Annotated in this window: 14 protein-coding genes and 2 pseudogenes; 11 read left to right on the top strand and 5 right to left on the bottom strand. The window is 62.8% G+C overall.

Annotated elements, in window-relative coordinates:
* Positions 1-5: 5 nt before the first annotated feature.
* Genes IPM18_17060 through IPM18_17050 form a run of 3 tightly spaced genes read right to left on the bottom strand, consistent with a single transcriptional unit; the run spans position 6 to position 628 of the window.
* Entirely contained in the window at positions 6-143 is a 138-nt protein-coding gene (locus tag IPM18_17060) for a hypothetical protein (GenBank protein ID MBK9121293.1), read from the bottom strand.
* Positions 140-355: a transposase gene (locus IPM18_17055; GenBank protein ID MBK9121292.1), complete on the bottom strand. Its 216-nt coding sequence runs from the start codon at positions 353-355 to the stop codon at positions 140-142. Before IPM18_17055 ends, IPM18_17060 begins: the two co-directional genes overlap by 4 nt.
* Before the next feature lie 51 nt (positions 356-406).
* Entirely contained in the window at positions 407-628 is a 222-nt protein-coding gene (locus IPM18_17050; protein MBK9121291.1) for a transposase, read from the bottom strand.
* Positions 629-834: 206 nt separating this feature from the next.
* On the opposite strand from IPM18_17050, the gene IPM18_17045 reads away from it, so the two are divergent.
* From IPM18_17045 to IPM18_17015, 7 genes and pseudogenes are all read left to right on the top strand, one after another.
* Complete coding sequence (locus IPM18_17045; protein MBK9121290.1) at positions 835-1,779, top strand: hypothetical protein; 945 nt, start codon at positions 835-837, stop codon at positions 1,777-1,779.
* Between the two features lie 59 nt (positions 1,780-1,838).
* Positions 1,839-1,988 carry a hypothetical protein gene (locus IPM18_17040; GenBank protein MBK9121289.1) on the top strand — a complete coding sequence of 50 codons (150 nt, stop codon included), beginning with the start codon at positions 1,839-1,841 and terminating at the stop codon, positions 1,986-1,988.
* A pseudogene (locus IPM18_17035) lies at positions 1,958-2,116 on the top strand (transposase). Before IPM18_17040 ends, IPM18_17035 begins: the two are co-directional and overlap by 31 nt.
* Positions 2,117-2,150: 34 nt before the next feature.
* Positions 2,151-2,765 carry a transposase gene (locus IPM18_17030; protein ID MBK9121288.1) on the top strand — a complete coding sequence of 205 codons (615 nt, stop codon included), beginning with the start codon at positions 2,151-2,153 and terminating at the stop codon, positions 2,763-2,765.
* 49 nt (positions 2,766-2,814) lie between these two features.
* Positions 2,815-2,925, top strand: a pseudogene (locus tag IPM18_17025) (hypothetical protein).
* A 252-nt stretch (positions 2,926-3,177) separates the two neighbouring features.
* Positions 3,178-5,766 carry a hypothetical protein gene (locus IPM18_17020; protein MBK9121287.1) on the top strand — a complete coding sequence of 863 codons (2,589 nt, stop codon included), beginning with the start codon at positions 3,178-3,180 and terminating at the stop codon, positions 5,764-5,766.
* Between the two features lie 229 nt (positions 5,767-5,995).
* Positions 5,996-7,708 (top strand): RHS repeat protein, encoded by a 1,713-nt coding sequence (locus IPM18_17015; protein ID MBK9121286.1) that lies wholly within the window; start codon positions 5,996-5,998, stop codon positions 7,706-7,708.
* A 13-nt stretch (positions 7,709-7,721) separates the two neighbouring features.
* Here the strand turns inward: IPM18_17015 and IPM18_17010 are convergent, their stop codons facing one another.
* Positions 7,722-8,753, bottom strand: a complete 1,032-nt coding sequence (locus IPM18_17010; GenBank protein ID MBK9121285.1) for an IS630 family transposase — start codon at positions 8,751-8,753, stop codon at positions 7,722-7,724.
* Between the two features lie 90 nt (positions 8,754-8,843).
* Here IPM18_17010 and IPM18_17005 point away from each other — a divergent pair, with 90 nt between their 5' ends.
* The 3 genes from IPM18_17005 to IPM18_16995 all read left to right on the top strand — a co-directional run bounded on the left by IPM18_17005 (position 8,844) and on the right by IPM18_16995 (position 13,306).
* The gene (locus IPM18_17005) at positions 8,844-12,203 is read left to right on the top strand and encodes a hypothetical protein (GenBank protein ID MBK9121284.1); all 3,360 of its coding nucleotides are present in this window, start codon (positions 8,844-8,846) and stop codon (positions 12,201-12,203) included.
* An 85-nt stretch (positions 12,204-12,288) separates the two neighbouring features.
* The gene (locus tag IPM18_17000; GenBank protein ID MBK9121283.1) at positions 12,289-12,732 is read left to right on the top strand and encodes a hypothetical protein; all 444 of its coding nucleotides are present in this window, start codon (positions 12,289-12,291) and stop codon (positions 12,730-12,732) included.
* Positions 12,733-12,985: 253 nt separating this feature from the next.
* Positions 12,986-13,306 carry a hypothetical protein gene (locus tag IPM18_16995; protein ID MBK9121282.1) on the top strand — a complete coding sequence of 107 codons (321 nt, stop codon included), beginning with the start codon at positions 12,986-12,988 and terminating at the stop codon, positions 13,304-13,306.
* Here IPM18_16995 and IPM18_16990 read toward each other — a convergent pair.
* The gene (locus IPM18_16990) at positions 13,269-14,060 is read right to left on the bottom strand and encodes a transposase (protein ID MBK9121281.1); all 792 of its coding nucleotides are present in this window, start codon (positions 14,058-14,060) and stop codon (positions 13,269-13,271) included. The genes IPM18_16995 and IPM18_16990 overlap by 38 nt on opposite strands.
* A gap of 178 nt (positions 14,061-14,238) precedes the next feature.
* Here IPM18_16990 and IPM18_16985 point away from each other — a divergent pair, with 178 nt between their 5' ends.
* The gene (locus IPM18_16985; protein ID MBK9121280.1) at positions 14,239-14,988 is read left to right on the top strand and encodes a hypothetical protein; all 750 of its coding nucleotides are present in this window, start codon (positions 14,239-14,241) and stop codon (positions 14,986-14,988) included.
* Positions 14,989-15,063: the final 75 nt, after the last annotated feature.

The raw sequence follows: 15,063 nt of genomic DNA, 5'->3' as shown, positions 1-15,063 counted from the left end.
GCCGCTTAGCGCTGCAGCGGCCGGCGGTCCTGTGTCACATTCTCCGGCTTGCGGTTGCCGCGATGCGGCGCGATCATTTCCATGCCGCGCTGTGCGAGCTCTTCGTCGAGCTTGTCGCTGTCGTACGCCTTGTCGCCGATCACGCGGCGGCGTCTCGCGCGTCAGCACGAAGTCGAACAGCCTGCACGCAGCGGCTCTCGTGGGCGTCCGCCGGCGCGGTATCGATCGCCACCGGCAACCCGCGAGCATCGACCAGAACCATGATTTTCACGCCTTTTTCCGAGGTGGCCGCGCTGATCCCATCACCGCCGCCCCGGGCCTTGGCGAAGGTGCCGTCGATGAAGCATTCGTACACGCGGTACGCCCGCGCCGTTCGACCAAGCGTCCGGCGGCCCGCATGGCCTGCTCAAAGAGCCCTTCGCGCGTCAGCGCTGGAACCAACGGTGCACCGTGGCCCGCGCTGAACTCGCGGCAGGTCCTTCCACTTCGCGCCGTTGTCCAGCATCCAGAAGATGCCGCGCAGCGTCCGCCGCTTGTCCGCGACGGGCCGTCCGCCCTTCGGACTCTTCGGCCGATCCGGAATCCTGTCCGCCAGCCAATCCAATTGCTCATTCGTGAGTGTCAACATGCATCATTGTACAAAGTCAACAGGTGTCCCGGTTTTGAGATAGCCTCAGGTTACATTCGTCACGATCCACACGATAACGATCTGGAGGTGCTGTTTTTTTCTACATTGTATTATCCATAAAGTAGTGCTATGCTGTCGGACGAACGGGGTGGGCAACCACGGGGGTTGCCCAACCAGGTAGCCGTGCTATCTGAGCGAGGGTCATCGTGGGGACTACCAGCACAATCGGCGCGCGGCGCTTGGGCCGTGCATTCCTTCCATTGATTGCAGCGACAGCAATTGCGATTCCTGCTTATTCCGCAAGTTCTTCACAAACGTGTGACGTGACCGGCGACGGTTTCGTCAGTGATCTGGACCTGGTCGCATTTCTACAGGCGGTGATCGATCCTCAGCATTGGTTGTCCACATCCGGCCAGTCGCAGGCCCACCTGGTCGCGGTCGCCGACTTTACCGGTGACGGCCTGGTTACGCCGGAGGATGTCCCCGGCTTCCTTGTGGAGTACGCGCTCCGGACTTCGCAAACGTCTCTCGCTGTCAGTCCGACGAGTAGCACGTTGCATAACGGAACCTTCGGAGTGCTGGGGCTTGGAGATCCTCCTTGTGAGCATGACTACATAAGTGGCATTGATCTCAAGGGCGTGCCCGAGGGTAACCATACAGTCCTTATTAACGACGATGACGACAATGGCGACTTGATCCCAGACTACCTGGATACTGTCCCATCTGCCGCGGAGAACGATTTCACCCCACTGACCATCACACCACAATCCGGTAATGCGCTCTGCCCGTTCGAGCTGGTGACTTACGAACTCGACGGGATCGGCCAGGCAGGTGCGCCTTACGCCAACCTCCGCGTGAGCATCTTCCCGCCCCAAGTCATCGCTGCTCCCGGAAACTGTGAAGTTTTTCCGCCCGCCTATCAGCGCGTAAACCCTGAACCGGACCAGTCGTATGGCAGGATTACCGAGCGCGTCTGGTTGAAGTGCGACCTCAACGCCGACGGGCTCGTCGGATTTGCGGATATCAGTCCATTCATTCATGCGATCCAGCAACCTGAATGCTTTCGCGCGGCAATTGCCGCCGTCTACCCCGACATGTATCACCGGGCCTACGACATCGCGGGAGGTAGCCTGAAATCTTGTGGAAATTGAGAACGTGGGGCATCCTGCTGGTGCGTTTGAAACGAGAGTCGTTTCCCAGGAGGAGCCCGATGGCTACTACAACCGGACGAGGATCGAGCGTCAAGCGGCGGGACGAGGCGGGGGCGGACGAGGCCGTGCAGGTGGTTCGGGACCAGGTCGAGGAACTGGCCCGGCTGGGGCCCGGCAGATGCTGCTGGCGGCGTTGGAGGACGAGGTGAACGTCTACCTCCAGCGCGACCGGTATCAGCGACAGGGCGAGTTCCGCGGCTACCGCAACGGGACCACGCCGCGGCGGCTGACGCTGGGCAGCGGCACGGTGCCGCTGGAGGTCCCGCGGGTGCGCGACATCCCGCCGGGCAGAGCCGTTCGAATCGAAGATCGTGCGCAAGTACCAGCGTCGCAGCGACACGATCGAGGAGACGTTCATGCGGCTGTTCATCGAAGGCCTGGCGACGCGGGACTTCGAGCCGGCCCTGCGGCTGCGGGCGGGGAACGGCGCGGCGGTGTGGCCCGGCACGGTCGGGCGGCTGACACGGCGGGTCCGGTTCGAGTACGCGGCGTTCGACCGGCGGGATCTGGGCGGCCGGAAGTTCGTCTATATCTGGGCGGACGGGATTTACCTGAAGGCCGGGCTGGGTACGGAGAAAGCCTGCCTGATGGTGCTGATCGGGGCGGATACGGAGGGGCAGAAGCACTTGCTCGCGCTGCGGGAGGGGGTATCGCGAGGCGCTCGAGGCTGGGGCGAGTTGCTGAAGGACTGCCGGCAGCGGGGTCTGAACGAGCCGGGCTGCTGGATCGCGGACGGGGCGTTGGGGCTGTGGGCGGCGGTGAACGAGCAGAGTCCGAACTCGGCCCAGCAGCGCTGCACGAATCACAAGACGATGAACGTGCTCGACAAGCTGCCGAAGGCCGAGCAGCCGAGGCGACCCCGCGACTGCGGGCGATCTGGCAGGCGGAAAGTGAGGTGGCGGCGCGGAAGCTGGCGGCCGGTGTGATCGCGGACTTCCGTCGGGCGGGCTACGACCGGGCGGCGGACTGTCTGGGGACGATCTGGATCGCTGCCTGACGTTCTACGCGTTTCCGGAGCCGCACTGGTCGCACCTGCGGACGACGAACGTGATCGAGTCGCCGTTTGCGGGCGTACGGCTGCGGACGAACGCGGCCAAGCGGTTCAAGAAGACCAAGAGCGGCGTGTGCACGGTGCATCAGGTGCTGATGCGGCTGTCGCAGAACTGGCGGCACTTGAAGGCGGCGCACCTGTGTGCCCAGATACCGCTGCCGGAAGGAAAGAACCGCCGGGTGAAGACGAAGGTGAAGGCGAAGGCGAAGACCCATGCGGCGTGAACGAACGTGACGGATGCCCCAGATTCAATTTACACAGGACTTGACACTACCTCCATCGCGGACATGAACGGCGACAGGCGAATAACCTTCGCCGACATCAATGGGTTCATTGCGGCCGTGAAGTCCGGTGGGACAGACTATGTGCCCACGTATGTGTGGTTGGACGGCGCCCATGAGACGGGCGACGCGATCTACACGATTCCGCTCGACAGCAGCCACGCCATCACGGCGCGGTTCGAGAGTCTCCCGGGCTCCGAAGACTCCGTGGAGATTTGGATACCCAACCAGCTTGGCTGCGAAATCGTGGTAAACGGACTGTTGTTGGCCCACACCGGCCCTTCGGCTCCTCCAGGGCATGATTGTGCAGCCGACTTGTTCTCGCCGTATTTCGTGTCGCGCTGCCACAGGCGCCAGGGTGGCTGGGAGGGTTACCCGAGTCTCGCGGCACCAAAGCTTGCCCCTAACCAGTTCAAGAATATTCCCGATCTGCCGCTGCTGAGCGAGAACACGGCCCCCCTTGTCGGCAGTCGAGGGACGCGCGGCTTCAGTTCTGCGGCAGCCGTACGTCGCCCGCAGGAGGGCCTCATCGATCTGACTACCGGAGTACCGCTCCTGAAGTACGTCGACTTCGAGTTGCCGTTTGGCGGAGCCACTTATCGCCATGTGCGGACCTACGGCTTCAACCTGATTCACTTTTTTGTCGGGCTCACCTTAGGATTCAATTCCGATGGTAACGGGGGCGACCCGCGCACCTGGTACGATCCAACTTTCACCGGTGCCTTTTGGGATTGGAACGGCAACGGCTGGATGATGAGTGAGCACCCGGTCCTGTTCGTGGATACGACGCATGTCGGTCTGGTAGGACCGGGCGAGCCGAAGCGGTGTTACTTTTTCCCAGACGCGCACCACTCGATTCCATTCATCTGGAGTGACGTTGAGAACGCGTACATCGCTCCACCGTGGTTCGATGCGCAAATGGTCGTCAGAGAGTGGGTCAATGAGGATCAGACCCTCGGGAGCGCATTTGAAATTTGGCTGGATGCACACAGTGTCAAGTATACGATGCGCCTCCTCCCGCTGGCGCTGCAGGATCTGCAGGCCTATCTGCTCGAGCATGATCCTCCGGGTAGTTTGAATGATGTTACCCGTGGGTTCCCGTATCTTGCGCTCGCCGAGTCGATCGAGGATCGGGCCGGGAACCGAATAGAGTACGCGTACTGCGACTTCAAGCAGGAACCGTGTGAGCGGGAGGATACGGATTGCGTCGACTGCTGCCAGAACTGCAGCGAAAAGGGGCAGCTCAAAGCGATCCGCCTTGTCCCGGCCGGTGAGTCTCAGGCGGCCTGGACGCTGCTCTACGAGCATCGACGCTTCTGGTCCTGGTTCACTCCGCAGATTGCCGGCGAGGATGAGCGCGGAAACCCGCACATGCTGCACGCCATCAACGTGTTCCGTGGGGAGGTGCCGATCCCAAGCGGATGTCTGACGATCGGAGCCACGGCATTGAATCTCGGTACTCTCGCAGCCCTCGAACAGGTTGAACACCCCGATGTGACGACCTTGACGACCCTGGGCTACGAGCGAGTCAAACGCGCCGTGTACACGTATACGGACTCCGGTCTGGCCACACCGGCCGGCGGCGGAGTGCCCTGTGATGCCTGCCCGAACTGCCCGGAGGCCTGCGAGGCGTGCGCAGACTGCCCACCGTGGAGTCTCTTTGCGCACTCAGCTTTCGATGGGTTTCATACCATACAGGACCGGGTTGAACCGGGCCACCTTGTCAAGGCAACGGTCTTTACATCTGACGGGAATCAAGTGTTGGTCGAGGACGTAATCTACCGCTACACCGCCACGGACTTGTTCCACCATTCCGCGTATGATGAGATGCAGAGTCTTCCTTCCATGATCTTCGAGCCGGCGCAGCTTGACCCGCTGTACCGAGCAGTGCCGGGTGGCCGGACGGTAGCGCTGGAGCGGCTTTTTGCCACATCCGACGATGACGAAATTGAAGTGTACGATGGGGCGGCCGATGAGATTGTGCAGTCTCCATTGAGAAAGCTGCCAACCTATCGGTTCGAATACGGCCTCAACAACGATCACCCTGTGCTGGCGGCTTTTTTTGAGGATGAGCTGGGGTGGGAGAATGTGTCTGATCCACAAGCACCCCAGGATTGGACGTATCTCCAGACGAGTGCACTGAAAACGTTCTATGACCGCAAGGCGAATCGCAGGTACGATGTCTGGCATTATCGTGCCCGGATGTATGGGGCGGTGGAACGGACACTGGATACCACCTACCCGTATCGCTGTAAATATCAGGATCAGAATGAGTATACGATTTCGGCGCCACACGATCGCGAGCGCCCAGTCTACGGAACCTGCTTGCGGAAGTCCGTATGGCTCAACGTACCTGCGGGAGCTTTAGGTGAACCCGAGGATGCCAGCTACCGCATCCTGGAAGCCAACGCCGCCGGCTTCGTGCTGCGTGACAGGTCATGGGAGAATGACGAGCCCGCCCCGGGGGCGTCACCGACACTCGGTGTCGGCTACGCTGAAAAGTTCATTTACGACAACCTCGGACGGCTCGTCGAACGCCGCAGCAAGGGGTGGAGCGGCTGGTGCGTCGGACCCGAACTTCAATCAAGCGAGTGAAGGGTTGGTTTACCATTATGAGTACAGTGTTCCGGCGGAAGGGTCATGGCCAGCCACGCGGTGGCCTGGCTACCTCACGAGGACATCGATCAAGCGTGGTGCTGGTGACAATCAGCCGCGCGCGCTTGTGACTGAACTCGATTACTACTCAAGCCAACCGGGACCATTCGCAAGCTATCCCACGATCCTGAGAAACTATGCCCGCGCAGATGGCGTAGGGCCGGACACAATGACGATTCAGTACACGTTTGACCCGCAGTGGAATACGCGCCTGCGCAAAAAAGAGGTCATACGTCCCGCTTCACCCGTGGACGTGGCCGGCACTATGGCGACAAGCCGTGAGGTGGAGTGGTACGATGACAAGGGGCGGCTGGAGTGGTCGGCGCGGGGCTCGTTTGTCGATGAGACGCCGCGCGAGCTCACGCTCACGCGCAACACATACGATGAGTACGGCCGACTCGTGCGGCGGGTGGAGGATACCGCGGAAGCGCATCCCTCGGGGCTTGCGCACGTCTCTACGGCAGGGCTTCCACCGCTCGAGATCGTGACGGAATACAGCTACGGGGAGTTTGGACCGCAGCGCATCCGTTACAACGTCGGAACGAACGGCACCGCCGCGCGCGAGGAGTGGTTCGAGTACATCGTGGACGCGGCCGATCCGACGTGCTTCGCAGTTTGGCATCTCACCGACGTGGTTCCGGTCGGCGGCGACAACTTCAGGGCCCTGTCTCCGGTCAAGATCGTAGTGTCCAACAACGGGAAGCCCATCCGCGAGACGCTTGCGACGGTGAGTGCGCCGCTGACCTATCCGCCCGGAGAGCCGAATTACACGAGCGTGTCTACGCGGGATTACCTGTATGACGAGCGCGGTCGGTTCGCCGGTGTCGAGCTCCACGGGTCGGACGGCGCGTCGCTAGGTGGGCGGATCAGTTCGGATGATTACGGTTTCGGGATGCGACAGGTCGATCCAGACGGCACCATTACGCGGCATGTATTCGATCAGCGCGGTCGACTGGAGCGGGTCTACCGCGGGACAAACGACGTGCACGAGTACTGGCAGACCGCCCCGCCATGCGACGACTGCACGCACCCGGACAACATGCTGCTGGTTGAGCGTCGCGAATACGGTGGCGGCTTCACGGACGCGGACCAGCTGGTTTCCGTGCGTGAGTATCGGACGAAAGTCGCCAACCAATACCGCGCGTGGCGGGCTTGCGAGGAGTGGGATACGGACTGCCTCGCGCAGATCGTCTGCCCCGACGGCGGAACGGAGTGTACGACGGGCTGGCTTGGGGCTGATCCGTTCGTGGCCGAGGCAACCGGTGGCGTCGAGACCGCATACGAGTACGACTGGCGGATGCGTCCAGTCTGGACAACGGTTTATGCCACGGCGGACGGCCTGGCTGAAGCCCCCATCGTGGAGGAACGGGCGACCTGGTACGATAATCTCGACCGGATTGTACTGACGGCAACTTACCCTGCGAACGTCGACGGCGGATCGAGTGCGTCGATTGTCGGTCATTCGGATGCCGACCCGCGCGCGTTTGTCGGAATCATTCCGCCCTCAATCGACACGGTCATCGCGCAGATTCTCGCCGGACCCAACGTTCCGAACGACCTTACGCAATCCATCTACGATGCCCGTGGAAACGTGATCGAACAGCGCATTTATGACCCGGCAACGGGCCAATATACAAGTACGCGCAACTACTACGACCATGCGGACCGCGTGATCGAAACGCGCGGCGCAGGCGGGGTCAGAACCTGCTACATCTACGACGGCAAGGGCCGGCTTGTCGAAACGCGAACGCTTGTCGGTGAGATTGCGGTCACCACTCGCCGCACGACCTATGACGTCAACGACCGCGCCATCATCTCGCAGAGCACGGAATACGATGGCGCCGGGGACAACCCAATCTCCAGCTATTACCCCGGTCACTAAACATTGAACATGTCTACCCTGCGGCGTATTGGACAGGATCGGCTTGGAAGTAGTTTCGGATGATGTTGGGTCGGCGCTGGGTGTCGCGGAGGTATTGTTCGAGATTGAGGATTAGCTCGTCCTTGGTCGCGGGCCGCTGCCGGCCGATGGCGTTGGTCTTGACGTCGTTGTTCAGGTACTCGTCTGGATTGAGTTCGGGGCTGTAGCCGGGCAGGAAGAACATGCGGAGGCGTCGTCGGTTGGCGTGCAGCCAGTCGCGCACGGCGGCCGAGCGGTGCACCGGGTGACCGTCGACGATCAGGAACACGCGCCGGCGCCGCTGACGCAGCAACCGACGGCAGAAGCGGATGAAGACTTCGGCGTTGAACGAGCCGTCGAAGACCAGGAAGCACAGATGGCCACGGTTGGTGATGCTCGACATCATGTTGGCCCGGAAGCGCTGTCCCGTGCCCGGGATCACCGGCGTCACGCCGCGTCGGCCGTAGCTGCGGCCGGCTTGATGATCGCTGCGCGCCCCAAGCTGATCGCCCCAGTGAATCTCGGCGTTTTCGGCCTTGGCCTGCTTCACGATCGCCGGATACTCCGCGCGCTTCCAACGCTCCACCGCCACCGGGTCGCGCTCGTAGGCCCGCCGCAGCGGCTTTTGCGGCGTGAAGCCCCAACGCTTCAGGTAGCGGCCGGCCGTTCGCGCCGAAACCGCCAGACCGGTGCGCTGGGCGATGAGGTCGCGCACCGCCTCGCGCGTCCACAGCGCGAAAGGCAGTTTGAGCTGATCGGGAGTGCGATCCGTGATCTGCTTGACGATCGTGGCGGCCTGATGAGACGGCAGCCGCGGCTGGGCGGGCCGGCCGCGCTTCTTCAACCGCAGCGAGGTGATGTTGCCGCATTCGACTTTCGCCAGCCAAGTGTCGATCGAGGTGCGCGAGACGCCGAAGGTCCGCGCGGCCGCCGACTTCCTCACGCCGCCGCGGATCGCCGTCACCACCCGCACCCGAAGCTGCTCCTGCGCGTCTGGCGAAAGCCTGCGTGTATCGAGTTGACTCATGCATGAACTATATCACAAAGCCACAGAATGTCCAGTATTATGTGTCCGTATTAGTATGTGTATTCCTGGTACGACGACGCTGGTCGACTTATGGCGCATGTGGACTTCGGCACGAATCACCCGGATCACACGTATAGCGCTGCGCCAGCGCCACCGGCGCACGCATCGTTACAGCCCCCCTACACACTTGATGCCAACGGCCGGCTCACCGCCTGTGGCCTGTCGGGGGCGCTCGCGGCGGTGCCCTGCACGTGCTACAGCTACGACGCCGCCGGCAGACAGGAGTATTTCTGGTCCGCCGACGGCACAGTAACGCGCTCAGAATACGACGGACTGGGGCGGCTTGTACTCACGCTCGAAGATGCGACCGACCGTGACGCCGACGGCAACTACTCCATCACGGCATACCGTTATGACGATTCCGGTCGGCTGATCGCGATGGCGGGTGTCCACCCCGCGCACTTCGCGAGTCTCGCTGCGGCGACCTATGCCAACATCAACTGGAATGCAACATCCGACGACAAGACCATTCAAGTCACGCGATTCAGCTACGCCGACGGGAGTGGCGGCGCCCCGGTGATGTCGGCTACCTGGAGAATGGAGACGGACGGCGGTCGGCACTGGCTGCCGCAGACGGGAACCCCGGGTGCTCCCCAGCCCTGGTCCGCGTATAGCGGACATCGGGGCTGGATCGCGCGCGTCGACTACCCCGACGGAGACTTCCTCGCGTTCACCTATTACTCCGACGGCGCGGTGGCGACGCGGACGGCCGGAACAAGCGTCGGCGGCATCGACGAGTTGTTCAGTGCGTTTTACTACTCCTATGACGGTCAAGGGCGCCGCACCGACACCTGGATCGACGATGCGTACTATTATGCCACGCCGACCGCCCATGAACCGGTTGGCCGCATTGCACGCGTGCATTACCACTACGAACCGAGCGGTCGCCTGGCCGGGACGGCAGCGTATGAATTCGGCGGGGCCCTCCTCACCAATGGCACGTTCACATACGACAGCCGTGGGAACTTGCTCAGTGAGACACAGAGTATTGGGTCCGCAGCGCCGCGTGTCGTCGGCTACGAGTGGGAGTACCTGCCGTCCGACATGGTCAACGCCGACAAGCTCAGACGAATCGACTATCCATCACGGCCACAGGGTGGTTCCGTGTCGCTCAGTCTGGCGTACGGCGCGAGCCCAACGAGTGTCGACGCCGCCTTGGCCCGGATTACGGCACTCCGGGACGTATCCACGGGCTATCAGTACGGTGGATTCGAATACATCGGGGCAGGACGCAGGGTCAGGAGTACGCGGGCCGACGGTACGGTACTGCAGGAATTGGGCAGTGCGAACACTTACACCGGCCTCGACGCCTGGGGGCGTATACGGGACCTGCACTACCGCGACGCGACCGCGACGCCGCTCCATCGCTACCAATACGGCTATGATGCGGCCGGCAACAGGCTGTTTGCGCGCGTCACACAGTCGTACCTCTGGTGGAGCGACTACGACAACGGGCGTTCCTATAGGTATACGTACGACGCCCTGGGTCAGTTGCTGTCTGCCGAGTTGGGCCGGCTGGACCCGACGAACTCGCACATCGTGAGTGACCCAGGCGTGCGCCTGCGGCGCACGAACCAGTGGTCGCTCGATAGTTTGGGGAACTGGGCGGGTGCTGGCGCCGTCGCCGGGCTCGCGCGCGCCGATTACCTCGATGGCAGCCAGAGCCCGGCACACACGTTTGCTGTATGGCACGAGCCAAACGTCAGCAACCAACTCGACGCGGTCTCGACGGTGTGGGATGGCGGGACGGCGGTCGATTCGGGCTTGGTTCATGACGCCGCCGGCAACGTGGTGCTCCTCCCGGTCACGACCGCGAACGGCGGAGCGCTACTGTTCCTGCAGTACGATGGCTTCAGTCGCCTGGTTCAGGTCAACCTCGGTTGCGATGGGCCGGATTGCCTGGGACCCGAGCACTTCGACGCCAGCGGTCGGCTGATCGCCGGAGACCCGGCGGCCCCCGTCGGACGATTGCTGGCGCGGTACGGTTACGACGGGATCGGGCGGCTCGTACGTGCGGAGCGGTACGATTCCGCCCATGGTGCGCAGGCCGAGTTGTACTACTACGACGGTGTGCGGCGCATCCAGGAAGTCAGCGCGACCGTTGTACCGGGGAGCGGTGGGCCTGTTACGACGTTCGCGGTTCGCGAATACGTCTGGGGGCCGGAGTACGTGGACGAGATCATCGCGCAAGTCGCGACGAATCCGCTCTTGCCGGCCGCGCCGCCAATGATGACGGCGTACCTTACCGATGCCAACTACAACGTCACGGGATTGGTTGGGGACCTGAACGATGGTGGCGGCCAGGGCGTAGAGCCACTTACGGTCAAACAGTACACGTGGGATCCGTACGGGGCCGTCGTTCTGACCGAGGATCACGATACCGTCGCGATCCCATTCAATCGCTTGGGGCACCAGGGCCTGTGCTTCGAGCGCTTCTGCGTCGACCCCGACGAGCGTATCACCGACGATCCTCTCGCCGGCGAACGGTTCGCCACCGGCACCGGCGGCGTACCCGCCGGCACCCGTCGTCCGACCGTCGGGCTCTACTACGCGCGTAACCGCTGGTACAGCCCGGATTTGGGGCGTTTCGTCACGCGTGACCCGAACGCCACGGCCGCGCCGATCGTGACGGCGACGCCGCTCCTCGACATTCCGAGTATCTCACCGCAGAGCCATTACGGCAACGGGGCGAACCTGTACCAGTTCGCCGGGGCGAATCCCGTGATGGGCCGCGACCCGCTGGGGCTGTTCGACTACTTCGGCGAGGTTGATGACATCGTTTGGGAGCTTCAGGCCGAGCGGGCTCTCGCGCTGGCGGAGGGCAAACGCTTCTGGATAGGGATGGCCGAGCAAGCCGCAATCGCGGCCGTGCAGGAGGCCATCGTCTATGCTACCGGCGGGATCGGCATTCTCGTTGTAGGCGCGTGGAACGCTGCGGAAGCAGGACTAGATATCTACGAGAACGGCCTTAGCTGGGCGAACGGCGCGCAGCTCGCATTCGGTGCGGCGCCGTGGGCAAGGCTTGGGGTCGGTAAGGCCCTTCAGGGTATTGGTGCAGCCGCGAACTCGCTCCAGGCGCACAGAGGTCGGTTCAAACAGGGGGCGTTCAGTCTCCTGAACGTGCAGCGCGTCCCGAGGTCGTCGATAGCGAAGGCGCCGTCCTTGCGCGGCAATGCGCCAATTGGCATTGATGGAAAGCCAATTGAGATCCATCACGTGAACCAGAACCCACAGGGACCATACATGGAGGTACTATCTTCAGAGCACCGACGCCTTAAAACAAGACGACCGGGACTGACGACGGAGGAACGGAGGCTCTTTGAATTGGCCAAGATAAGATACTGGGAGCGACAGTGGGATTTGGGACGATTCACTGACCTGCCTGGGTAAGAAGATGTCCACTATCTATAATGCTCTGTCCTCTCGGCGCCGCGACCTTGTCGGCACACGCGCGGGCGACATCCAAATGAGGCGCATGTTAGAGGTGCTTGGGCCGGCAACGATACCCGGGTTGATTGAGGTGTTCCGCGATCTTCCGGTGTGTGGCATGCACGTTGCCTTTGCGGTTGATAGGGCTGGGTCCCCATCGGCCCCAGTAATGTTGCGATCCGAAGATTACGAGCCCGGGCGAGATCATGAATTCTATTGGATGGCTCCGGAAGATATTGTCGAAGATCTCGTCGCCACGTATACTGGACCCGCGGTGCTGGCGGCCGGATACACTCCAATTGGCATGTGCGCGATGGGCGGAGACTATTATTATCTAAAGCATGATAGCGACCAAACACGACTCTATCAGTTATATCATGACTGGATCGATCCTGCGGACAACGTGCCCATACCGGACGTGGCGATCGGCTTTGTGTCGGCGTCCTTTGCGCACGTCCTTCGAGTCGCTCGCTTCTATCTAGGTCCATAGCGAGAATCACGGTGTGCGTTGGTAAGCGTCCGGCCTGAGCTGGGAGGACGACGCGGACTTCGACGACCTGATCTCCGACCTGGAGGGGCACCGGCTCTACGCGCTCGGCGCGCTGAACGAGGGGGCCCGCTGGGCGTCACTGGGCCTGAACACGGGCCTGAGCATCGCCTCGTCACTGCTCGGCCTGGACGTCTTCGAGTCGGTCTACCTGCTCAGCACCGGCCGCGGCGGCTTCTGGGACGCAATGAACATCGTGGCCAGCGTGAACCCGGCCGCTCGGATCGGGAAAGCCGGGCAGGTGATCGGGAAGGGCTTCGCCTGGGCGCAGAAGGGCGCCCGCACGGCCAGAGTGACCGGCAAGGCAGCGGAGCACCTGTTCAAGATACTGCCGTTTGGCCAAGCCAAGAAGCTGACGAGGGGCTTCAACCATCAGATCGAAGCTCATAAGCTACTGGAGTGGCGCCACATGAAGGGTACGGGAATCTCGCTGGATGATCTGCCGGCCGTGATCCTGCCACGGGAAACGCACAAGCAGATCACGCGCGAACTGATGAGGCTATCTCAAAACCTCTGAAAGCAAGAGAAGCGTACAGGTCATATGCAAGAAGCCGCTGAACAGGCAGCTCGACTTCTCCCAACGGATGCAGAGCCGGCGGTAGTTCTGGATCCAGGAGATCGTCCGCTCCACCGTCCAGCGCCCGCTGCACGCGCTGCAGCGGCCGGCGGTCCTGTGTCACATTCTCCGGCTTGCGGTTGCCGCGATGCGGCGCGATCATTTCCATGCCGCGCTGTGCGAGCTCTTCGTCGAGCTTGTCGCTGTCGTACGCCTTGTCGCCGATCACGCGCGGCGGCGTCTCGCGCGTCAGCACGAAGTCGAACAGCGCCTGCACGCAGCGGCTCTCGTGGGCGTCCGCCGGCGCGGTATCGATCGCCACCGGCAACCCGCGAGCATCGACCAGAACCATGATTTTCACGCCTTTTCCGAGGTGGCCGAGCCCGATCCCATCACCGCCGCCCCGGGCCTTGGCGAAGGTGCCGTCGATGAAGCATTCGTACACGCGGTACGCCGCGCCGTTCGACCAGGCGTCCGGCGGCCCGCATGGCCTGCTCAAAGAGCCCTTCGCGCGTCCAGCGCGGAACCAACGGTGCACCGTGGCCCGCGCGCGAACTCGCGCGGCAGGTCCTTCCACTTCGCCGTTGTCCAGCATCCAGAAGATGCCGCAGCGTCCGCCGCTTGTCCGCGACGGGCGGCCGCCCTTCGGACTCTTCGGCCGATCCGGAATCCTGTCCGCCAGCCAATCCAATTGCTCATTCGTGAGTGTCAACATGCATCATTGTACAAAGTCAACAGGTGTCCCGGTTTTGAGATAGCCTCATGTCACGACTGCCGCAGTCCCTACCAGACGGACGACTGCATGAGGCACTTCCGGTGTACATTGAGGTCTACACACGACACGGGCATCCGGAGTGGGTACGAGCAATAGAGAGGTACTTCAGGTGAGGAGAATGGTGCACATAACATTCTCCGTGCCGAGACAGCACGGGCCGCGTCTGCGCAAGTTTCTCGAGTCGCTGGACCTCCTGGCCGGCTGGGAGCCGGCTGAGGGCTACCGTGTGCGGGCCGCATTCACCGGTGAACTCGACGAGGCCGACCCGCGCCTGGCGCAGCTACGGGAGTTCGGCACCGCGTTCTCACCAGACTTGGGCATCCTCCAGCGCGTCGAAGCCCTCTACACCATCGACGAGCTGCGCGCCGCCCCGTTGCTGGAGTTCAGCCTCAATCGCTCGCCGCGCGAGCTCGGCTATCCCTACGCGGGCCAGTACGACTTCGCGATCGGCTGCCCGCACTGCCACACCGGAGCGCGCCAAGTCGGCCCGATCCGCGTCAACCCGTCGTTCAGCGACCATCCGTCCGGGTTCCCGCGTACGGGCGTCGTGTGCCAAACCATCGACTTCGACTACCTCGTGCGCGGCGAGCTGCACGCCGCACTGGCCAGCGCCGCACTTCGGGGGCTGAAGCTGCTGGAAGCACGCTCGAAACGGGATGAGCCGACCGGCTGGTGGCAGCTCGTGGCCGAGCACACGATGCCCCGCATGAGCCCCGCCACCCGCGGGCTGGTCCGTGGCGACGACCGCCAGGACCTGACGTGGGACATCCTGCTGGGCGCGGGTCTGAGCCTGGCGGGTCCCGCGGGCATGATGGCGGCGAGAGGCCGCGCAATGTTCGCCGATCACGTTGTCCGCGCGGCTGCGTGAAATCCGCCCCAAATCGACTTCCGCGGCGGACTGCTAACAGTCCGTTGAATGAGCCCGGCTCGGTCATTTTCGACG

It is taken from the genome of Phycisphaerales bacterium (genome assembly GCA_016716475.1).
GTDB lineage: Bacteria > Planctomycetota > Phycisphaerae > UBA1845 > Fen-1342 > JADJWG01.
This window is presented reverse-complemented; position numbering and strand designations above follow the sequence as displayed.